Here is a 20,677-nt window from a genome sequence, read left to right as displayed (position 1 = left end):
CCAGGGCCCCTACGCCGGGCCGATCAGGTTGGCGGCGATGCAGGCGGACATCCCGGCCCGGGCCAGTCCGCCGCCGGGGTGGGCCGCTCCGCCGATCAGGTAGAGGCCGGGGACGGGCGACTCGTTGGCGGGCTGGAGCCATCCGCCGCCGTCTCCGGCGAGCGCGGGGCGGGGGACCGACCCGCCGAGGGCGCCGGTCTCCCGGCGGGTGTCGTCCGGGGTGCGCACGACCCGCCACAGCACCCGTTCGCGCAGGCCCAGGCCGGCGGCGTCGGCGTGCGCCAGCAGCCGGTCCGCGTGGCGCTCGGCGACCCCGGGCGCCGTCCAGTCGACGTCGCCCTGGGCGGGGACGGTCGCGGTCAGCACCACGCTCTCGTGCGCGTCGTCGGGACGCAGCGAGGGATCGTCCGGACGCAGCACCTGGAGGGTGGGGCGCTCGCAGGGCGGGGCCGGGAGAGTCAGGGCGTTCTGCTCGGCCGCCGGGTCGGCGGCGTGCACCACCGTCCGGTGCGGGGTGCCGGCCGGCCGGGCGCCGCGCAGCGCGAGCAGCACGCTGAACCGGCCGGGCACCTCGGACGGCTCCCCGTGGTCGGGCCCGAGCTCCGGCCACCGGGCGAGACCGTCACGGAACAGCGCCCTGGTGTCCATCGAGGAGACCACCAGGTCCGCGTCGATCCGCCCGCCCGGGGTGTCGACGCCACGGGCCCGGCCGTCCTCGACCAGCACCCCGGTGACCGGGGTGTCGAAGCGGAACTCCACCTTGCGCAGCTCGCAGCGCCGGTGCACCGCGTCCGCCAGGGCCCGCAGGCCGCCCCGGACGTACCAGACGCCGAAGGACTGCTCCATGTACGGCAGCACGGTGGCCCCGGCGGGGGCGGACCCGGGGGGCAGGCCGAAGCGCAGGGCGTGCTCCGCCAGCAGGGCGGTGAGGCCGGGGTGGCCGCCGAGTTCGCGGGCGGCGACGTCGGCGAGGGTCCACGGGCGGGGCCGGCCGAGCCGGGCGAGCAGGCCGCGCCGGGGCGGGACGGGGTAGGGGTCGGTGTGCAGCGGCGACCGGTCGGCCGGGAGCGGCTCCTCCAGGAGCGGGCGGCGGGTGGCCTCCCAGACCGTCCGGCCGTGGTTCATGACCGCGCTCCAGCGGGCGCCCGAGCCGACGCCGAAGGCGGCGTCCAGGGCCTGGCTGACGCCGCCGCGGGAGGCGTTGGGCAGGCTGACGGCGGTGCCGTCCGGGAACAGGTGCCGGCTCTCCGGGTCCACCGGGGCGAGGTCGACGAGCTGCTCCAGCGGCTCCTTGCCGGTCTTCAGCGCGAGGTCGCGGTAGACGGCCGGGAGGGTCAGCAGGCCGGGGCCGGTGTCGAAGGCGAATCCGTCGCGCTCGTACTGGCCGACCATGCCCCCGTACGTGCCGCCGGCCTCGCAGACCGTCACCCGGTGTCCGAGGGTGGCCAGCCTGGAGGCCGCCGCGAGCCCGCTCATTCCTGCGCCGATGATGACGATCCGTGCCATGGCACCTGATCCTAGGCCGTGACCTGGGCAGGGCCGGGCCGGGCGGGCGCCGTCCTCAGCGCCGCGGGACGTACGGCCGGTCCGCCTCCTGCTCGCGGGCGGCGGACCCGGCGTCGCGGGCGGCGCGGCGTTCGCGGCGGCGGGCCCGGAAGGCGCGGATCCGGTTGACCGCGAACCAGACCAGCAGCAGGCCGACGGCGAGCAGGACGGCGGCGATCGAGGCGGCCAGCCAGGGGTGGAAGATCGCCAGGGATACCAGCCCGGCCACCGACAGGTCCTCCGCCATGCTGACCGCGATGTTGCTGGCCGGTTCGGGCGAGGTGTTGACCGCCATCCGCAGCGAGGCCTTGACCAGGTGGCTGACCAGCGCCGTGGTGCCGCCCATCGCGCCCGCCGCGACCTCGCCGAGCGAGCCCGGGTCGGTGCTCGCGATCAGCGCGCCGACGGTGGCGCCCGCGATCGGCCGGATCACGGTGTGCACGGAGTCCCAGAGGCTGTCGACGAACGGGATCTTGTCGGCCACCGCCTCCAGCAGGAACAGTACGGCGGCCGCGGCCAGCACGTCGGTGCGCTCCAGCGCGGGCGGCACCGAGTCCGCGCCGCCGAAGCGGCCCAGCAGTCCGAGCAGCAGCACCACCGCGTAGGCGTTGATGCCGCTGGCGAGTCCGCTGGTGAAGATCAGCGGCACGATCGTCATGGCTTCCCCCTCCTCATCGCTTTCCCCCTCCTTCTCGTGGCCGTGGCCGGTCCGCCCCGGCCACGGCCGTACCGTACCCGGACGTGCCGGGTCGGCCCGCCGGTTCCGGCCACGGCCGGGTCCGGGGCCGACGGATCTGAGTACGCGTACTCAGATCCGGGGTTGAGTACGTCAGCGGATGGCCCGCCGACCTGCCGGGACGGGAGAGTGGTGGCACCGGGACGGCGGCGCGTCGGGCGCCCCGCCCCGGGTGGCGGATCCGTCCGCCCAGCCGGCAGATGAGGGGTCGGCGGGGCGGCGGCGGAGGTCCGCCGCGGGAGCCGGTCACGGGCCTCGCACCGCCGACACGGGGCGGCGGAGCGGGCCGGGGGGAGACCGGCCACCGGAAGGGGGAGCTGGCCACCGCCGCCTGTGGGGAACGGCGGAGCGGCGGCGTACGGCGGCGGCACAGGACCTGGGGGGACAGGCCGGTGCCCGCCGCCGCTCACCCGTTTCGGGCCGCGTTGTCAGTGGTCCCGTTCACGATGGAGGGGCACGGACCGCCCGGTCCGCGCGCTGCCTCGGAACGGGGGAGACCATGACCATCAGCCGTCCTGAGCCCGTCACCGTCCGCCTCCACTCCGCCGCCCCGCCGTCCTCCCCGGGCGGGCGCCCGGGTGGCGGGGACGTCCACCCCGTGCTGCGCCGGACCGCCGCGCCGCCGGCCGCCCTCGACCTCCTCGCCGACGCCCACCGCACGCTCGCCCGGGCCCGCGTGCTGGAGGACCCGCTGGAGCGGTACGCCACCGCCCACCTGGCCGCGCTGCGCACGGTGGCGGCCGTGCTCGCGGTGCGGGGGCGGCCGGAGAAGAGCCCGCGCCGGCGCAAGGCCATCCGCAGTGCCTGGGAGGTGCTGCCCGAGGTGGCCCCCGAGCTGGCCGAGTGGGCGCTCTACTACGGCGCCGGCGCCCGCCGCCGGGCGGCCGCCGAGGCCGGGATCAGGGGTGCCGCCTCGGCCCGTGACGCCGACGACCTGGTCCGCAACTCCGCCCTGTTCCTGCGCCTGGTCGAGCGCCTGCTCGGCCTGTGCCCGACCCCGCCGGCCCCGCGGCTGCCGCTGGACGGCGACGACCCGCCGGGGGTGACGGGCCCCGCCACCCGCCCGGTCTAAGGTGGAGGCATCCTGATCGATCTGCATGTGCCGAGGAGCCCCGCCTTGTACCCGACGCGTCCCCGCAGTGCCCTGCGTACCGCCGTGGTGTGGGAGGTGGTGCGGGCCGCCCTCGAGAAGCGGGCGGCCGAGCTGGACCAGCCGGTGCTCGACGTGGTCGACACCGGCGGCGGCACCGGCAACTTCGCCGTGCCGGTGGCCAAGCTCGGCCACCGGGTCACCGTGGTCGACCCCAGCCCGGACGCGCTGTTCGCGCTGGAGCGCCGGGCCGCCGAGGCCGGGGTGACGGAGCTGGTCCGGGCCGTCCAGGGCGACACCCAGACGCTGCCCGAGCTGGTCGCCCCCGGCACCGTGGACGCGGTGCTCTGCCACGGCGTGCTGGAGGTCGTGGACGACCCGGCGGAGGCGCTCGGCAGCCTGGCCGGCACCCTGCGCCGGGGCGGCCTGGTCAGCCTGCTGGCCGCCAACCGCAACGGCGCCGTGCTGGCCCGCGCGCTGGCCGGCCACTTCACCGAGGCCCGTACGGTGCTGTCCGCGACCGACGGCCGCTGGGGCGAGCAGGACCCGATGCCGCGCCGCTTCACCGGCGAGGAGCTGGGCCGGCTGGCCGAGGGCGCGGGCCTGCGGGTGGAGTCGGTGCACGGCGTCCGGGTCTTCGCCGACCTGGTCCCCGGGGTGCTGGTGGACGCCGAGCCGGGCGCGATGGAGGCGCTGCTGAAGCTGGAGGAGGCCGCCGCCGAGCAGCCCGCGTTCCACGCCGTGGCGACCCAGTTGCACCTGCTGGCCACCCTGGCCTGAGCGGCCGCGGGACCGTCCGCCGCCGTACGGTTCGCACACCGTGCGGCGGCAGTTCGCCTTCCGGACGCCCCCCGGCCTCGTCCGGGTGGTCCCGAACCTGCCCAGGTCCGGACCGATTCCACCCGTTCGGGCACTTGTCCGCGTCCCGTGGCGTTGAGCCGGGTGCGGCCGTGCCCGGTCGAAGTGGCCCGTCCCACGCGGCGCAGACCACTCCGTAACGGGCCCACGGACCGTATGATCTGGGTAAAGCCGGAAAGCATGACAGCCGGATGCGTGGGGCATATGGACGACACGGGCCGGGTCCCCCCGCACAGGCGTCCGACCGTGTGCCCCGAAGGCTGATTGGACTTTGCCTCCCCGACCGGGGTGGCGGACCGGTCGCACCCGCGACCGACGAGTAGGAGGACTCCGTGCCGCTCTCGGAGCACGAGCAGCGACTGCTCGACCAGATGGAGCGAGCGCTGTATGCCGAAGATCCCAAATTCGCGACGGCGCTTGAGGGAACCGGGCTGCGCACCTACACCCGCCGGCGGGTGTACCTGGCCGTTGCCGGCTTCGTGGTGGGCATCGGCCTGCTGATGGGCGGCATGGTCGTCCCCGACCAGATCTGGGTCAGCGTCGTGGGCTTCCTGGTGATGCTCGGGTGCGCGGTGTTCGCCGTGACCGGCTGGCGCCGCGGCCCCGCGGGCCAGGGCTCCGGCCCCCGGCCGGCCGCCGCGCCCCGCCGCAAGGCCGGGATGATGGACCGGGTGGAACAGCGCTGGCAGCGTCGTCGGGACGAGCAGGCCGGCGGCTTCTGAGCCGCGCACGGCGCGCCCGCCGGGGCGCGCACACGTTGGACGAACGCCGGGGCGGGCAGTCGATCGACTGCCCGCCCCGGCGTTCCCGCGTCCGCGCGACGGCCCGTTCGCCCGGGCCCCGCTCAGGACTCCCCGGAGGCCTGCTCGGACTCCGGCTTGCGCTTGCGCCGGGAGACCACCCGCCGCACCGGGCCGGTGACCGCGGCGGACACCCGGCCGACGCTGGTGCCGACCGCCTCCCGGGCCGCCCGCAGGGCGTCCGAGATCCGCCACCACAGCTGGGCCGAGGACGGCGGCAGCAGCACCGCCCTGGTCCGCCCGGCCCGGCCGGCGGCGGCCCGCAGGCCCTGCCGGGCGGTCCGGACGTCGGCCGACAGCGGGGCGGTGGTGACCTGGCCGGCCGGGGCGTAGAGCACCCGTTCGGTGGCCAGCGCCAGCCGCCCGGCGGCCGCCGCCGAGTCCGCGTCCAGCTCGGCCTTCTCGGTGATCCGCCGGGCGGCCGAGCGCGGGGTGCGTGACTCGTCCGGGGGAATGCCGAGGTCCCAGGCGGAGTCGATCAGTTCGTCCCAGGCGGCCAGCACCTGGGCGTCGGTGAGCTCGGCCGGGCCGCCGCCGGGCCCGCGCCGGCCGCCGGAGCCGAGCCGGCGCCGGCGCAGCGCCGACCGCCAGAGCATCGGCACCAGCAGCAGCGCGATCACCAGCACCACCACGGCGGCGCTGCCCAGGACCTGCCCGGACAGCAGCCAGGAGTCCTCGGCGGCGCTGCTGACGGCCTTGCTCTTGCCGCCGCACTCACCCAGCTGGCGCTGCTTCGCGTCGCAGTCCTTGCTGTCGGTCGGCGCCGCGACCGGCGCCGAGCTCTGCGCGGAGGCGGTCGGCTGCTGGGTCGGCGCGGTGGTCGGGGTGGTGGACTGCTCGGTGTAGCGGGGCTGGACGCCGCGGCTCGGGGTGGGCTCGAAGCGCAGCCAGCCGTAGCCCGAGAAGTACAGCTCGGGCCAGGCGTGGTACATCCGGCCGGTCACCGAGTAGACGTTGCCGCCCTTGGCGTCGCCGGGGGTGAAGCCGACGGCCACCCGGGACGGGATCTTCAGGGTGCGGGCCATCGCCGCCATGGTGGAGGCGAAGTGGACGCAGAAGCCCTTGCGGTCGCGCAGGAAGACCGCGATCGCGTTGCTGCCGGTGCCGCCGTTGACCGCGGTGTCGTACTGGAACTGCGGGCCGGTGAACCAGCTCACCAGCGCCATCGCCCGGTCGTAGTCGTTCGTCGCCTTGGCGGTGACCTCGTGGGCCTGCTGCGCGACGACCGGCGGGAGGTCCTGGGGGAGGCCGGTGTAGTGGTCCCGGATGTCCTGCGGCGCGGTCGACGCGGTGCGCAGCTCGTTCGCGGTGGGCCGCACGTCCAGCGCGCTGACGTGGTAGCGCAGGCTGCGGATCGCCCGGTCGTTGGTCGGCAGGACGGTGCGGGTGAGCGGGTCGAGCTTCCAGTCGGACCGGTTGGGGACCTGGACGGAGGCGGCCGGGTAGGGCATCGGCAGCCAGCTCTTCTCCAGCCGGTCGCTGATCTGGAAGTCGCCCTCGATCCGGGGGAGGTTGGCGTCCCGCAGGCCCTCGGGGGCGGGGAAGGAGGACGGGAGGTCGTTGACCGTGGTGCTGCCGAGCCGCCAGTTGGTGCCGTCGAACTGGTCCAGCGCCCCGGTGCGCAGGTAGATCTGGTCGGCGATCTCGCTGTCCAGGGTGTAGCTGAGCAGTTCGTTGTTGGTGGGCTTGGTGACCGCCGACTCCAGGCTGACCAGCGGGTCGAGGCTGGTGGCCGACCCGATGGAGCTCTTGCCCGAGGACCCGCCGGAGTCGGGGCTCAGCAGGCCGGAGTCCCAGTGCGGCAGGACGACCGGCAGCAGCAGCGCCGCGACCAGCGCGAGGACGCCGACCTGCTGGCCGCCCGGGCTGACCCGGCCGGAGCTCGTCCCGTCGCGCGAGCCGCCGTGGAAGACCCGGCCCCAGCGGGAGACCCGGTCCTGCCCCTCGGCGAACAGCAGCACCAGGTAGCCGGCCGACGCCAGGGCGAACCAGAGCCAGCTGCCGTGGTCTCCGGAGAGCCCGTTGCCGACCGAGTACAGCGCCAGCAGCGGCAGCCCGGCCAGCGCCGAGCGCCGGTACGTCACCGCGACGGTGTCCACCACGACGGCGACCAGGCCGACCGAGGTGACCAGGATCAGCCGCAGGCCGGGGTTGGGCGGCGCCGGGATGGCGTACACCTGGATGTCGTCCAGGCCGGAGTTGATGACGTGGTCCAGGGCGCGCAGCGAGGACGGCCCGGGCACCACGCCGCCCAGCAGCGAGCCGGAGCCGGCGAAGCCGATCAGGATCAGCAGGAACAGCACCAGCAGCTGGCCGACGGGCACCGTCCAGCGGTACAGCGGGGCCCGCCGCAGGCCCGCGCCGACCGCCGCGATCACCGCGATCACCAGGAAGGCGTGGGTGACCCAGCTCCTGGTGGTGAGCAGCGGGGTCAGGCAGAGCGACGCGAGGGCGGTGGCCAGCGCCGAGTAGACGGTCAGTTTGGCCCGGGTGGTCACGCGCCGGCCTCTTCTCGGTAGGGGGAGGTCGTCTTGGCGCCGTCGGCGGCCTGCCAGAGGTCCGGGACGGAGTCCCCGGAGCTGACCGGCAGGACGGTCCAGCCGGCCTCGCGCAGCTGCCGGACCCGGTTGCGGAACTCGTCGCCGCCGGTGTCGGGGGCGAGCATCCGCAGGCCCGCCCAGGTGCCGGTGTCGAGGAGGAACGCGACGGCCCCGCCGGTGCGGTTGCGCAGCCGGGCCAGCCGGGCGGTCTGCGCCTCGTCGAGTTCGCCGAGCACGGCGACCAGCAGTCCCTCGCCGCCGGCGCGCAGCGGCTCCTCGGCGCGGGAGAGGCCGGCGCCGTCGGACAGGTCGGCCACCGCGAGCGCGTCCAGGATCAGCCCGGAGGCGTCGGCCGCGGTGTTGCCGCCGCCGGCGCCGGGCACCCACTGGCCGGTGTCGGTGAGCAGCTGGGTCTGGTAGCCGCGCTCCAGCAGGTGCACGGCGACCGAGGCGGCGCAGCTCACGGCCCACTCGAAGGAGGAGGCGGGGCCGATGCCCCGGTGGCCGATCTCCCGGGTGTCCAGCAGGACGGTCGCGCGGGCCCGCTGCGGCTGCTCCTCGCGGCGCACCATCAGTTCGCCGTACCGGGCGGTGGACTTCCAGTGCACCCGGCGCAGGTCGTCGCCGGGCCGGTACTCGCGCAGGATCACGTCGTCGTCGCCGGCCAGTGCCAGGGTGCGGGCACGGCTCTCGCCCTGGCCGCCCCACTCGCCGCTCAGCCGCACGTGCGGCAGGGCCTGGACCTGGGGGACGACGGTGAGGACGTCGGAGGCGGAGAAGGAACGGTTCACCTCGCACATCCCGAACGGGTCGGACAGCCGCAGCTGGAGCGGCCCGAGCGGGTAGCGGCCGCGCAGGTCGGAGCGGACCCGGTAGGAGACCTCGCGGTGGCCGCGCGGCTCGACCCGGTCCAGCACGAAGCGCGGGCGCGGCCCGAGCACGTACGGGACCTTGTCCTCCAGGAGCAGCAGCCCGGTGGGCACCCGGGAGACGTTGTCGACCCGCAGGTGGACCCGGGCCTCCTGGCCGGCCACCGCGCGACGCGGGCTCAGCCGGCGGCCGCTGGCCACCCGGTAGCGGGTGTTGGCGACCACCAGCGCGGCGGCCAGCGGCAGCGCGGCGAGCAGCACGCCGACGCGCAGCAGCGCGTCCTGGTCGAGCAGGTAGGCGCAGCCGACCGCGGTGACGCCGGCGGCGAGGAAGGAGCGCCCCCGGGTGGTGAGGCCGCGCAGCCCGGCCCGCAGTCCTGACGTCGGGTCGGACGGGGCCACCTCAGCCCCTCCGGACGGCCGGGCCGCCCTGCGGGCGCGGCAGCGGCAGCCGGGCGACCAGGTCGGTCACGATCTGCTCGGCGGTGCGGCGGCTGAGCTGGGTCTCGGCGGTCGGCATCAGGCGGTGCGCGAGGACGGGCACGGCCAGGCGCTGGATGTCGTCCGGGGTGACGTAGTCGCGCCCGTCGAGCGCGGCGGCGGCGCGGGCGGCCCGGACCAGGTGCAGGGTGGCGCGCGGCGAGGCGCCCAGACGCAGCTCGTGGCTGGCGCGGGTGGCGCCGACCAGGTCGACGGCGTAGCGGCGGACCGGGTCGGCGATGTGCACGCTGCGCACCAGGTCGACCAGCTTGAGGATGTCGGCGGCGTGCGCCACCGGCTGGAGGTCCTCCAGGGGGCTGGCGCCGGAGTGCACGTCGAGCATCGCGAACTCGGCCTCGGGGCTGGGATAGCCGATCGAGATGCGGGCCATGAAGCGGTCCCGCTGGGCCTCCGGCAGGGGGTAGGTGCCCTCCATCTCGACCGGGTTCTGGGTGGCCACGACCATGAACGGCGAGGGCAGCTCGTAGCTGGTGCCGTCGATGGTGACCTGGCGTTCCTCCATCGACTCCAGCAGCGCGGACTGGGTCTTGGGCGAGGCGCGGTTGATCTCGTCGCCGACCACGATCTGCGCGAAGATCGCGCCCGGGCGGAACTCGAAGTCGCGCTGGTGCTGGTCGTAGATGTTGGTGCCGGTGACGTCCGAGGGCAGCAGGTCGGGCGTGAACTGGATGCGGCGGACGGTGCAGTCGACCGAGCGGGCGAGCGCCTTGGCCAGCATGGTCTTGCCGACGCCGGGCACGTCCTCCAGCAGCAGGTGGCCCTCGGCGAGCAGGACGGTCAGTGCGATCCGGACGGCCTCCGGCTTGCCCTCGATCACGCTCTCGATGTTGGCGCGGATCCGGTCCACGACCGCGGCGAGCTCGGGAAGTCCGGCCCGGTGGTACCCGTCCGTCCCCTGGCCGCCCCCCGCAGGACTGCCGAGACCGGCCTGATCGCTGTAGCTCGTCACCCGTATACGCTCCCTGGCACCCTGTGCCCGCCTCACCCCGAGGCCGGACCCCACCCCATGCTTGACGCGGCCTTCCCGGGGGCGGTTCCGTCGGGGATCCGGTGCCGGGGTAGCGGCCTGCGGCCTGGCCGCCCCAGGTGGTTCGGGGTCTGACCGGCAGGCGCATTCTCCCCTGACCGGTGACCAGAAGTCACCCTCGGGACGGCCCCGGATGCCCGGACGCCGTTGGCCGGGCGGTGCGCGGTGCGGGGGCGGTGGTGCGGGTACGGGGTTCAGTGGATTTCGCGCAGGAGCCCGGTGTGGACGTCGAAGACGAAGCCGCGGACGTCGTCGGTGTGCAGCAGGAAGGGCGAGGTGCGGACCCGCTGCATGGACTGGCGGACGTCGCCGTCGAGGTCGACGAAGGCCTCCACCGCCCACTGCGGGCGCTGGCCGACCTCCAGTTCCAGCTCGCGGCGGAAGTCCTCGGTCAGCCCGAGCAGGCCGCAGCCGGTGTGGTGGATCAGCGCGACCGAGCGGGTGCCGAGGGCGCGCTGACTGATGGTGAGGGAGCGGATGGTGTCGTCGGTGACGACGCCGCCCGCGTTGCGGATGACGTGGGCGTCGCCCAGTTCGAGGCCGAGCGCCGCGAACAGGTCGAGGCGGGCGTCCATGCACGCCACCACGGCGATCTTCTGGACCGGGCGGGCGTCCATGCCGCCGTCCCGGAAGGTCACGGCGTACTCGCGGTTGTCCGTGACGAAGCGGTCGATGATGGCGGGTCGCGGGGAGTCGGCAGCGTCGGTCGGCGTCGGCCGGTCGGGGGTCACTGTCATGGTGGCGACGTTAGTGCGATTCGGGCGTCCGCGGTGGGGAGGAGAGCTACAGATCGGGCCGCTGTGATCGAGCGCATAGCCACAACAGGCGGACCGTTCCACGCGTTCGGGAGGGTTTGTCCGGGCTGGTCCCGGAGCGCCCGTGGGGCGGGTGCGCGGGTGGGGCGCGCGGCCGCTCCCGCGGGCCCCCGGCCGGTACCTCTGCGGGGCCACTTCCATGGCTGCGACCTGCGGTGATCCGTACCGCCGCCCGGGTGGTGCGCCGGAGCGGACCATTGACTGGCGGGGCCCGCGCGATAGAGTTTGCGGCGCAGTGGAGCACACCCGCCGGATCCCGTCAACCGGGCTTTTCCGGCCCGGGTGGCCCGGTTGATGCGGCCCGTGGCCTCCACCCGCTCCGTGCCCACCTGGCGCACCTTCCCCGGCGCCGGGCGGTCACGATCTTCCCCCTGGAGCGGGCGGGGACCACGGGCCGCGTCGTCGCGTCGTGCAGTGGTGGGCGAGAATGGTCGGAGCTCCCGGTCGTCGGGCTGCTCCGCACCTGAGGAAGGGCGCCACCGCGCATGACCACCAACGATCCGGGCCCCAAGCACGTTCCGGTCATGCTGCAGCGGTGCATGGACGCCCTGGCTCCGGCGATCTCGCGCCCCGGGGCGGTGGTGGTGGACGCCACCCTCGGCCTCGGCGGGCACAGCGAGGCGCTGCTCACCCAGTTCCCCGAGGTGCGGCTGGTCGCGGTGGACCGCGACCCGCAGGCGCTGAAGCTCTCCGGCGAGCGGCTGGCGCCCTTCGGCGACCGGGCCACCCTGGTGCACGCCGTCTACGACGAGATCCCCGAGGTGCTGGAGCGCCTGGACATCGACCGGGTGGACGGCGTCCTGTTCGACCTCGGCGTCTCCTCGATGCAGCTGGACGAGGCCGATCGCGGTTTCGCGTACGCGCAGGACGCGCCGCTGGACATGCGGATGGACCAGACCCGGGGGATCAGCGCGGCGGAGGTGCTGAACACCTACAGCCACGGTGCCCTGGCCCGGATCCTCAAGGTCTACGGCGAGGAGCGGTTCGCCGGGAAGATCGCCTCGGTGATCCTCCGGGAGCGGGAGAAGGAACCGTTCACCAACAGCGCGCGTCTGGTCGAGTTGGTGCGGAACGCCATTCCGGCGGCGACCCGCCGGACCGGCGGGAACCCGGCCAAGCGGACGTTCCAGGCGCTGCGGATCGAGGTCAACGGCGAGCTGGAGGTCCTGGACCGGGCGATTCCCGGTGCGCTGGAGGCCCTGGCGATCGGCGGTCGGATGGTCGTGATGTCCTACCAGTCGCTGGAAGACCGGCTGGTGAAGCAGTACTTCGCCGCCGGGTCGACCAACACCGCGCCGCCGGGGCTGCCGTTCATCCCGGAGGAGCACCAGCCCTGGCTCAAGCTGATCACCCGTGGTGCCGAGCTGGCCACGGAGGAGGAGATCGAGGAGAACCGGCGCGCCGCGCCCGTACGGCTGCGGGTGGCGGAGAGGATCAGGGACCGTAGCAAGCGGGGCTGAAACGTCGGCCCCGGCGGGGTCCGAAGGGCGGAGGAGAGCAGTGGGGCCGGTGGCCGGTGGGGTCCGGGCGGGGCGGGGATCGTTCCCCGGACAGGGCAGGGCGCGGATCACGGTCCGGCCGGGGCGGCGTCCGGTGCGGGGCCGCACGCCCTTCGCGGTGCTCGTGGTGGTGCTGCTCGCGGCGGGGCTGCTCGGGCTGCTGGCGCTGAACACGGCGCTCAACGAGGGCTCCTTCGAACTGTCCCGGCTGCAGAAGCAGACCACCGTGGCGACCGACGAGAAGCAGGGCCTCCAGCACCAGATCGACCAGAGCTCGGCGCCGGACGCGTTGGCGCGGCGGGCCGCCGAGCTGGGCATGGTCCCGGCCGGCGGGATGGCCTTCCTGGACGTCCCGAACGGCGGCAAGGTGATCGGCACGCCCGGACCGGCGCAGGACAGCCCGCCGGTCAAGCGCTCGACGGTCGACCCGTGGCCGATGAAGCAGCCGGCGCCGAGCGCCCCGGCGGGTGCGCCCCCGGCGAGCGCGCCCCCAGGCGCGCCGAGTCCCGCGGCGACGGCCGGTGACTCCGTGGTCCAGATCAACCCGGCCTCCCCGGCCGCGCCGTCGACCGGAGGTGCGGGCCGATGAGCACGCCACGTCAGCCGTCCGGGGGCTCCGGCAACGGCCGCCGCCAGCCGCCCAAGGGCGCCGCGCCCCGCGCGGCCGCGCCGCGCGGCCAGTCCGCCGGCAAGGCCCAGCCCGCGAAGGGACAGCCCGTCAAGGCCCAGCCCGCGAAGGGGCAGCCGGCCAAGGGCCAGCCCGCCAAGGCCGCCGCCGCCCGTACACCCCGGGCACCGCAGCAGCGCCGCCCCGAGGGCCGCCCGCCGGCCCGGAGCCAGGCCGCCGTCCGGCCGCGCCGCCCGCTGCGCCCCAAGGCGCTCCGGCTGGCCGAGCCCAAACGCCGCCTGCGGGTGATCACCGTGGTGATGTCGCTGGTGTTCTCGGTGTTCGCCGGCCGCCTGGTGCAGCTCCAGCTGCTGGACTCCGACGCGCTGGCCGCCGACGCCAACACCAACCGCTACCTGAACATCCCGATCACCGCCGAGCGCGGCTCGATAACGTCCTCCGACGGGGTGGCGCTGGCCGCCACCGTCGACGCGTACGACATCACCGCCGACCCGGCGATGTTCACCCCGGCGGCGACCGGCATCCCGGACGCCCCGGAGCAGGCGGCCGCCCTGCTGGCGCCGATCCTCGGCGTGCCCAAGGACAAGATCGCCGCCGACCTGCACACCCCCAAGACCCGCTACAAGCGGCTCGCCGCCCAGCAGACCCCGGCCACCAAGAGCCAGATCAGCGACCTCAAGGCGGGCCTGGAGAAGCAGGCCGGCTCGCGGACCTGCCAGGCCCAGAAGCGGCTGCTGACCAAGGCCGCCGACCAGGGCGGACGCACCCGGGTCGACAACGAGTGCGCCAACCCGCTGGCCGGGGTGTTCAACCGGGAGACCCAGAAGCGGATCTACCCCGCCGACGGCCTGGCCGCCAACCTGGTCGGCTTCGTCAACGGCGAGGGCGAGGGCGCCGGCGGCCTGGAGCTCCAGTACCAGAAGCAGCTGGCCGGCAAGGACGGGCACAGCAGCTACGCCCAGGCGGGCGGCCGGCTGGTGCCCACCGCCGGGGGCTCGATGGACCCGGCCGTGCCCGGCACCGACGTGAAGCTGACCATCAACCGGGACATCCAGTGGGCCGCCCAGCGGGCGCTCACCGACCAGGTCGCCAACTCCGGGGCGGAGAAGGGCTACGTCGTCGTCCAGGATGTGAAGACCGGTCAGGTCCTGGCGATGGCCACCGCGCCCGGCTTCAACCCGAACGACCTGAGCACCGCCAAGCAGTCCCAGATGGGCAACGCCGCGCTGGTCGACGCGTACGAGCCGGGCAGCACCGCCAAGCTGATGAGCCTGGCCGCCGTCCTGGACACCGGCAAGGCCAACTGGGACACCAAGGTCACCGTGCCCAACCGGCTGGTCCGGGCCGGCCAGCAGTTCAAGGACGACGTCGAGCACGGCGACTGGTACCTGACCCTGGCCGGGGTGCTGGCCAAGTCCTCCAACATCGGCACCATCGAGGCGGTCGAGACCCTCGGCGCCGACCAGTCGGAGGTCAACAAGACGCTGGACGGCTACATGCGCAAGTTCGGCGTGGGCCAGCCGACCGGTCTGAACTTCCCCGGCGAGACCCCTGGGATGCTCAAGAAGCCGGGGGACCTGGTCGCCTCGGAGAAGTACAACATCGCCTTCGGTCAGGGCCCGCTGCAGATGAACGCGCTGCAGGCCACCTCGGTGTACTCGACCATCGCCAACGGCGGCGTCCGGGTCGCGCCCAGCATCGTCCAGGGCACCACCAGCCCGGACGGCAAGTACACCGCGACCCCGCCGGGCGAGCAGACCCAGGTGGTCAGCGAACAGACCGCCAAGACCCTCACCTCGATGCTGGAGTCGGTCGTCGACGACGAGCAGGGCACCGGCGGCAAGGCCGCCATCCCCGGCTACCGGGTCGCCGGCAAGACCGGCACCGCCAACCGGGGGGCCGCCAACGGCGTCGGCTACGACGGCTACACCGCCTCCTTCATCGGCTTCGCCCCCGCCGACGCCCCCCGGTACACCGTCTCCTGCACCCTCCAGGGGCCGGTCAACGGCCACTTCGGCGGCCAGCTGTGCGGACCGGTGTTCAAGCAGGTGATGGAGTTCACCCTGAAGACCATGCAGGTCCCGCCCAGCGGCAGCCAGGCGCCCAACCTGCCCGTCGAGTGGAAGCCGTGAGCGAGTATGAGCAACGAGCGGGTCGGGCCGGACGGCGGCGCGGCGAAGGGCCGGTTTGGCCCTGGACACCCTTCGGCGGATAGCCTTCCCGCCGTGCCGAAACCCGATCAAATCACCGTGAGTCCGCCCCGCCCGGCCGGGACCGCCGCCCTGCCGCTCGCCGAACTGGCCCGCCAGCTGGGCCTCGATCCCGTCGAGGGGGGCCTCGTCAGCGGCGTCACCCACGACTCCCGGGCGGTGCGCCCCGGCGACGTGTACGTGGCCTTCCCCGGCGCCAACCACCACGGCGCGGCCTTCGCGGCCCAGGCCGCGGCGGCGGGCGCGGCGGCGCTGCTCACCGACCCGGCCGGCGCCGAGCTGGCGGCCGGCACCGGCCTGCCGCTGCTGGTCGTCGACCGGCCGCGGGCCCGGATGGGCGAGCTCGCGGCAGCCGTCTACGGTCGCCCCTCCGAGCGGCTGCTGATGATCGGGCTGACCGGCACCAACGGCAAGACCACCACGTCCTACCTGGTCGAGGGCGGCCTGCTCGGCGCCGGGCGCGCCCCCGGGGTGATCGGCACCGTCGAGATGCGGGTCGGCGACGAGCGGATCAAGAGCGAGCGCACCACCCCCGAGGCCACCGACCTGCACGCGATCCTCGGCGTGATGGCCGAGCGCGGCGCGGACGCGGTGACCATGGAGGTCTCCAGCCACGCGCTGGTCTACGGCCGCACCGACGGGGTGACGTACGACGTCTCCCTGTTCAACAACCTCACCCCCGAGCACCTCGACTTCCACCCGGACATGGAGGACTACTTCCAGGCGAAGGCCCGGCTCTTCCAGCCCGGCAAGTCCCGCCACGGCGTGGTCAACGTGGACGACGAGTACGGCCGCCGGCTGGCCGCCGAGGCCAAGATCCCGGTGACCACCTTCTCCGCCACCGGCGCCGTCGAGGCCGACTGGCGGGCCGTGGACGTCCAGCTCGGCCCGGTCGGCTCCACCTTCCGGGTGCTCGGCCCGGACGGCGCCGAGGCCGACGCGGCCGTGCCGCTGCCCGGCCCGTTCAACGTGGCCAACGCGCTCGCCGCGATCACCCTGCTGGTCGCCGCCGGCCTGCCGCTGGAGCGGGCCGTGGCCGGCGTCGCCGCGGTGCCCGGCGTGCCGGGTCGGCTGGAGCGGGTGGACGCCGGACAGGCGTTCGTCGCCGTGGTCGACTACGCGCACAAGCCGGACGCCCTCCAGGCCGTCCTCGGCTCGCTGCGCGAGGTCACCAAGGGCCGGCTGCACGTCGTCGTCGGCTGCGGCGGAGACCGGGACCCGCACAAGCGCGGCCCGATGGGCGCCATCGCCGCCCGGCTCGCCGACACCGCCCTGTTGACCAGCGACAACCCGCGCAGCGAAGACCCGCTGGCGATCCTCGCCAGCATGCTGACCGGCGCCGCCGCGGTGCCCGAGGCCGAGCGCGGGACCGTCCTGGTCGTCCCCGACCGGGCCGAGGCGATCCGGATCGCCGTCGCCCGCGCCCACGCCGGGGACACCGTGCTGGTGGCCGGCAAGGGCCACGAACTTGGCCAGTACGTACGAGACGAGATCCGCCCCTTCGACGACCGGGAGGTGCTGCGCGAATCCATCACGCAGACCACGGCCGCCCGGGGCGACCGAGGAGTAGAGCAGCAGTGATCGCACTGACCCTCGCCGAGGTGGCCGCCGCAGTCGGGGGCACCCTGGACGGCGCCGACCCCGGCGCCCTGGTGACCGGCCCGGTCGAGGTCGACTCGCGGAAGGTGCGCCCCGGCGGCCTGTTCGCGGCCTTCGTCGGCGAGCGCGTGGACGGCCACGACTACGCGGACGTCGCGGTCGGGGCCGGCGCCGTCGCGGTGCTGGCCGACCGCCCGGTCGGCGTGCCCGCCGTCCTGGTCGACAGTGTGGTGGACGCGCTCGGCAAGCTGGCCCGGGCCGTGGTCGCCCGCGCCGAGGGCACCGCCGTCGTCGCGCTGACCGGCTCGGCCGGCAAGACCAGCACCAAGGACCTGATCGCCCAGCTGCTGCAGCGCCTCGGCGACACGGTCTACCCGCCCGGCTCGCTCAACAACGAGATCGGCCACCCGATGACCGCTCTGCGGGTCGAGCCCGGCACCCGGCACCTGGTCATGGAGATGGGCGCCCGGCACAAGGGCGACATCGAGTACCTCACCTCGATCACGCCGCCCCGGATCGGCGTGGTGCTGAACGTCGGCACCGCGCACGTCGGCGAGTTCGGCTCGCAGGAGGCGATCGCCGAGGCCAAGGGCGAACTCGTCGAGGCGCTGCCCGCCGACGGCGCCGCGATCCTCAACGCGGACGACCGGCTGGTGCGCGCGATGGCCGGCCGTACCAGGGCGAAGGTGGTCCTGTTCGGGGAATCCCCGGATGCCCACGTCCGGGCGACGAACGTTCGGCTGGACGCCGCCGGACGGCCATCCTTCACGCTCACCACCCCGGCCGGTTCCGCGCCCGTGCAGCTGCGCCTGTACGGTGAGCACCACGTCTCGAACGCCCTCGCCGCCGCTGCGGTGGCGGTGGAGCTCGGGATGTCCGTCGACGACACCGCGACCGCCCTGGGCGAAGCGGGTGCGCTGTCCCGCTGGCGCATGGAGGTCGTCGACCGGGCCGATGGTGTCACCGTCGTCAACGACGCCTACAACGCGAACCCCGACTCGATGCGGGCCGCGCTGCGGGCGCTGGTCTCGATGGGGGGACGCGGCCCGGAGCGCCGCCGCACCTGGGCGGTGCTCGGCGAGATGCGGGAGCTCGGCGAGGAGAGCCTGGCCGAGCACGACGCCATCGGGCGGCTCGCCGTCCGACTGGACGTCACCAAGCTGGTGGCGGTCGGTGGACGCGAGGCGGCCTGCATGGAACTCGGCGCGAGGAACGAAGGTTCGTGGGGTGAGGAGTCGGTGCTGGTGTCCGACGCGGACGCGGCGGTCGAGCTGCTGCGCAGTCAACTTCGGCCGGGGGATGTGGTCCTGGTGAAGGCGTCCCGTTCGGTGGGGCTGGAGAAGGTGGCCGAGGCCCTCCTCTCGGACGGTGTGGCCGCGTAATGAAGCAGATCCTCTTCTCCGGCATGATCGGCCTGATCCTGTCGCTGGTCGGTACCCCCGCCCTGATCAAGCTGCTCGCCCGGCAGGGCTACGGCCAGTACATCCGCGACGACGGGCCGAAGGCGCACCACAGCAAGAAGGGCACGCCCACCATGGGCGGCATCGCCTTCATCCTGGCGACCCTGATCGCCTACTTCGGGACCAAGGCGATAACGGGCGAGAGCCCGACGGCCTCCGGCCTGCTGGTGCTCTTCCTGACGACCGGTCTGGGCCTGGTCGGCTTCCTGGACGACTACATCAAGGTGGTCAAGCGCCGCTCGCTCGGTCTGCGGGCCAAGGCGAAGCTGGCCGGCCAGTCCATCGTCGGCCTGGCCTTCGCCGTGCTGGCGCTGCAGTTCCAGGACGACCGCGGGCTCACCCCGGCGTCCCAGCACCTGTCCTTCGTCCGGGACTACGGCTGGTCGATCGGCCCCGTGCTGTTCGTCATCTTCGCCTACTTCATGATCGCCGCGACCTCCAACGGCGTGAACCTGACGGACGGTCTGGACGGCCTCGCCACCGGTGCCTCGGTGATGGCCTTCGGCGCCTACACCTTCATCGGCGTCTGGGAGTACGGGCAGAGCTGCGCCTACTCCGTCACCGCGACCGTCAGCTGCTACGACGTCCGCGACCCGCTGGACCTCGCGGTGGTCGCCGCCGCCCTGATGGGCTCCTGCTTCGGCTTCCTCTGGTGGAACACCTCGCCCGCCAAGATCTTCATGGGCGACACCGGCTCGCTCGCCCTCGGCGGCGCCCTGGCCGGCCTGGCGATCTGCTCGCGCACCGAGCTGCTGCTGATCCTGCTCGGCGGCCTCTTCATGATCATCACCCTGTCGGTGATCATCCAGGTCGGCTCGTTCCGGATGACCGGCAAGCGCGTCTTCAAGATGGCGCCACTGCAGCACCACTTCGAACTCAAGGGCTGGAGCGAAGTCCTGGTCGTGGTCCGGTTCTGGATCATCCAGGGACTCTGCGTGGCCGTCGGCCTCGGCCTCTTCTACGCGGGATACCGGACCGGATGACGAACCCTGACTTTGCGAACCTGCCCGTCGTCGTCGCCGGGCTCGGTGTCTCCGGCATCAGCGCCGCGCGCGTCCTGCACGGCCTCGGCGCCCGCGTCACCGTGGTGGACGGCGGCAGCGGCGCGGGCCTGACCGCCCGGGCCGCCGAGCTGGAGGCGCTCGGCGTCACCGTCCGCCTCGGCGACGGCGACAGCCTGCCCGAGGGCACCCGGCTGGTCGTCACCTCGCCCGGCTGGGCGCCCGACCGCCCGCTGTTCGCCGCCGCCGCGGCGGCCGGCATCGAGGTCTGGGGCGACGTCGAACTCGCCTGGCGCCTGCGCCGGCCGCTGCCCGCCACCGGCGAGCCCGCCCCCTGGCTGGCCGTCACCGGCACCAACGGCAAGACCACCACCGTCCAGATGCTCGCCTCGATCCTCACCGCCGCCGGGAAGCGCACCGCCGCCGTCGGCAACGTCGGGGTGTCGGTCCTGGACGCGGTCCTCGCCGAGGAGCCGTACGACGTGCTCGCCGTCGAGCTCTCCAGCTACCAGCTGCACTGGGCGCCCTCGCTGCGCCCGCACTCGGCGGTCGTGCTCAACCTGGCCCCCGACCACCTCGACTGGCACGGCTCGATGGAGGCGTACGCCGCCGACAAGGGCCGGATCTACCAGGGCAACACCGTCGCCTGCGTGTACAACCTGGCCGACCCGGCCACCGAGGCGCTGGTCCGCGAGGCCGACGTCGAGGAGGGCTGCCGGGCGATCGGCTTCGGCCTCGGCGCGCCCGCCCTGTCGAACCTCGGCGTGGTGGACGGGCTGCTGGTGGACCGCGCGTTCGTGGCCGACCGGGCCAAGAACGCGGCCGAGCTGGGCACCGTCGAGGACGTCAGCCCACCCGTCGCCCACCACCACCCTTCCGAGGAAGGCGCTGCGCGCCGCCCCGCTGCCCCGCACAACATCGCCAACGCGCTCGCCGCGGCGGCGCTGGCCCGGGCGTACGGCGTCGAGCCGAAGGCCGTCCGGGAGGGCCTGCGGGCCTTCCGCCCGGACGCCCACCGGATCGCCGAGGTCGGCGTGGTCGACGAGGTCACCTACATCGACGACTCCAAGGCCACCAACACCCACGCCGCCGCCGCCTCGCTGGCCGCCTACCGGCCGGTCGTCTGGATCGCCGGCGGCCTGGCCAAGGGCGCGACCTTCGACGACCTGGTCCAGGGCGCGGCCGGGCGGCTGCGCGCCGCCGTGCTGATCGGCGAGGACCGCGCGCTGATCCGGGAGGCGCTGGAGCGACACGCTCCGGATGTCCCGGTGATCGAGGCGGCCGAGGGCCAGACTGGCGCGGTGGCGATGGCGGAGGTCGTCCGGACGGCCGCCTCGCTCGCCCGGCCGGGTGACACGGTGCTGCTGGCACCGGCCTGCGCCTCGATGGACATGTTCACCAACTACGGCGAGCGCGGCGACCTCTTCGCCGCCGAGGTCCGGCAGCTGGCGGACCGCGGGGAGTGAGCCGAAGGGCCGTACCGGGCCGGGAGCGGCCCG

At 74.5% G+C, this 20,677-nt stretch carries 16 protein-coding genes; 10 read left to right on the top strand and 6 right to left on the bottom strand.

Annotated features, from left to right (window positions below):
* Positions 1-9: 9 nt before the first annotated feature.
* Complete coding sequence (locus ACIO9K_RS25430) at positions 10-1,506, bottom strand: phytoene desaturase family protein (protein ID WP_400333377.1); 1,497 nt, start codon at positions 1,504-1,506, stop codon at positions 10-12.
* Positions 1,507-1,561: 55 nt separating this feature from the next.
* On the bottom strand, positions 1,562-2,203 hold the full coding sequence (locus tag ACIO9K_RS25425) for a DUF4126 domain-containing protein (protein ID WP_363618872.1): 642 nt from the start codon (positions 2,201-2,203) through the stop codon (positions 1,562-1,564).
* Positions 2,204-2,786: 583 nt separating this feature from the next.
* Here ACIO9K_RS25425 and ACIO9K_RS25420 point away from each other — a divergent pair.
* From ACIO9K_RS25420 to ACIO9K_RS25410, 3 genes are all read left to right on the top strand, one after another.
* Positions 2,787-3,353 carry an SAV_6107 family HEPN domain-containing protein gene (locus tag ACIO9K_RS25420; RefSeq protein WP_400333453.1) on the top strand — a complete coding sequence of 189 codons (567 nt, stop codon included), beginning with the start codon at positions 2,787-2,789 and terminating at the stop codon, positions 3,351-3,353.
* 45 nt (positions 3,354-3,398) lie between these two features.
* Complete coding sequence (locus ACIO9K_RS25415) at positions 3,399-4,151, top strand: methyltransferase domain-containing protein (protein ID WP_363378597.1); 753 nt, start codon at positions 3,399-3,401, stop codon at positions 4,149-4,151.
* 410 nt (positions 4,152-4,561) lie between these two features.
* Positions 4,562-4,951, top strand: coding sequence for a DUF3040 domain-containing protein (locus tag ACIO9K_RS25410; protein WP_350884379.1), 390 nt, complete (start codon positions 4,562-4,564; stop codon positions 4,949-4,951).
* A gap of 122 nt (positions 4,952-5,073) precedes the next feature.
* Here the strand turns inward: ACIO9K_RS25410 and ACIO9K_RS25405 are convergent, their stop codons facing one another.
* The 4 genes from ACIO9K_RS25405 to ACIO9K_RS25390 all read right to left on the bottom strand — a co-directional run bounded on the left by ACIO9K_RS25405 (position 5,074) and on the right by ACIO9K_RS25390 (position 10,703).
* A complete protein-coding gene (locus ACIO9K_RS25405; RefSeq protein ID WP_363618873.1) occupies positions 5,074-7,527 on the bottom strand; it encodes a DUF3488 and transglutaminase-like domain-containing protein in 2,454 nt (817 codons plus the stop codon).
* Positions 7,524-8,840 (bottom strand): DUF58 domain-containing protein, encoded by a 1,317-nt coding sequence (locus ACIO9K_RS25400; protein WP_363618874.1) that lies wholly within the window; start codon positions 8,838-8,840, stop codon positions 7,524-7,526. The genes ACIO9K_RS25405 and ACIO9K_RS25400 overlap by 4 nt, the downstream gene beginning before the upstream one ends.
* A 1-nt stretch (position 8,841) precedes the next feature.
* Positions 8,842-9,888: an AAA family ATPase gene (locus ACIO9K_RS25395; protein ID WP_400333371.1), complete on the bottom strand. Its 1,047-nt coding sequence runs from the start codon at positions 9,886-9,888 to the stop codon at positions 8,842-8,844.
* 272 nt (positions 9,889-10,160) lie between these two features.
* On the bottom strand, positions 10,161-10,703 hold the full coding sequence (locus ACIO9K_RS25390) for a carbonic anhydrase (RefSeq protein ID WP_063347243.1): 543 nt from the start codon (positions 10,701-10,703) through the stop codon (positions 10,161-10,163).
* Between the two features lie 563 nt (positions 10,704-11,266).
* Between ACIO9K_RS25390 and rsmH the strand changes: the two genes are divergently transcribed.
* The 7 genes from rsmH (at position 11,267) to murD (ending at position 20,644) form a co-directional block, all read left to right on the top strand.
* Complete coding sequence (gene rsmH, locus ACIO9K_RS25385; RefSeq protein ID WP_363582932.1) at positions 11,267-12,241, top strand: 16S rRNA (cytosine(1402)-N(4))-methyltransferase RsmH; 975 nt, start codon at positions 11,267-11,269, stop codon at positions 12,239-12,241.
* A gap of 133 nt (positions 12,242-12,374) precedes the next feature.
* Positions 12,375-12,869 (top strand): hypothetical protein, encoded by a 495-nt coding sequence (locus ACIO9K_RS25380; RefSeq protein WP_363582930.1) that lies wholly within the window; start codon positions 12,375-12,377, stop codon positions 12,867-12,869.
* A complete protein-coding gene (locus ACIO9K_RS25375; protein ID WP_400333366.1) occupies positions 12,866-15,040 on the top strand; it encodes a peptidoglycan D,D-transpeptidase FtsI family protein in 2,175 nt (724 codons plus the stop codon). Before ACIO9K_RS25380 ends, ACIO9K_RS25375 begins: the two co-directional genes overlap by 4 nt.
* A gap of 6 nt (positions 15,041-15,046) precedes the next feature.
* On the top strand, positions 15,047-16,699 hold the full coding sequence (locus ACIO9K_RS25370) for a UDP-N-acetylmuramoyl-L-alanyl-D-glutamate--2,6-diaminopimelate ligase (protein ID WP_079135533.1): 1,653 nt from the start codon (positions 15,047-15,049) through the stop codon (positions 16,697-16,699).
* Positions 16,696-18,099 (top strand): UDP-N-acetylmuramoyl-tripeptide--D-alanyl-D-alanine ligase, encoded by a 1,404-nt coding sequence (murF, locus tag ACIO9K_RS25365; RefSeq protein WP_363582926.1) that lies wholly within the window; start codon positions 16,696-16,698, stop codon positions 18,097-18,099. The genes ACIO9K_RS25370 and murF overlap by 4 nt, the downstream gene beginning before the upstream one ends.
* Positions 18,099-19,160 carry a phospho-N-acetylmuramoyl-pentapeptide-transferase gene (gene mraY, locus ACIO9K_RS25360; protein WP_350884360.1) on the top strand — a complete coding sequence of 354 codons (1,062 nt, stop codon included), beginning with the start codon at positions 18,099-18,101 and terminating at the stop codon, positions 19,158-19,160. The genes murF and mraY overlap by 1 nt, the downstream gene beginning before the upstream one ends.
* The gene (gene murD, locus ACIO9K_RS25355; protein ID WP_363582924.1) at positions 19,157-20,644 is read left to right on the top strand and encodes a UDP-N-acetylmuramoyl-L-alanine--D-glutamate ligase; all 1,488 of its coding nucleotides are present in this window, start codon (positions 19,157-19,159) and stop codon (positions 20,642-20,644) included. The genes mraY and murD overlap by 4 nt, the downstream gene beginning before the upstream one ends.
* Positions 20,645-20,677: the final 33 nt, after the last annotated feature.

The sequence above is a fragment of the Kitasatospora sp. NPDC087271 genome, assembly GCF_044744605.1.
Taxonomy (GTDB): Bacteria; Actinomycetota; Actinomycetes; order Streptomycetales; family Streptomycetaceae; genus Kitasatospora.
This window is presented reverse-complemented; position numbering and strand designations above follow the sequence as displayed.

Bases quoted from the DNA above. Each gene is read 5' to 3' on its own strand.
- ACIO9K_RS25390 (WP_063347243.1), bottom strand. From the start codon at position 10,703: ATGACAGTGACCCCCGACCGGCCGACGCCGACCGACGCTGCCGACTCC.
- mraY (WP_350884360.1), top strand. From the start codon at position 18,099: ATGAAGCAGATCCTCTTCTCCGGCATGATCGGCCTGATCCTGTCGCTG.
- murD (WP_363582924.1), top strand. From the start codon at position 19,157: ATGACGAACCCTGACTTTGCGAACCTGCCCGTCGTCGTCGCCGGGCTC.
- rsmH (WP_363582932.1), top strand. From the start codon at position 11,267: ATGACCACCAACGATCCGGGCCCCAAGCACGTTCCGGTCATGCTGCAG.
- ACIO9K_RS25430 (WP_400333377.1), bottom strand. From the start codon at position 1,506: ATGGCACGGATCGTCATCATCGGCGCAGGAATGAGCGGGCTCGCGGCG.
- ACIO9K_RS25425 (WP_363618872.1), bottom strand. From the start codon at position 2,203: ATGACGATCGTGCCGCTGATCTTCACCAGCGGACTCGCCAGCGGCATC.
- ACIO9K_RS25375 (WP_400333366.1), top strand. From the start codon at position 12,866: ATGAGCACGCCACGTCAGCCGTCCGGGGGCTCCGGCAACGGCCGCCGC.
- ACIO9K_RS25370 (WP_079135533.1), top strand. From the start codon at position 15,047: ATGAGCAACGAGCGGGTCGGGCCGGACGGCGGCGCGGCGAAGGGCCGG.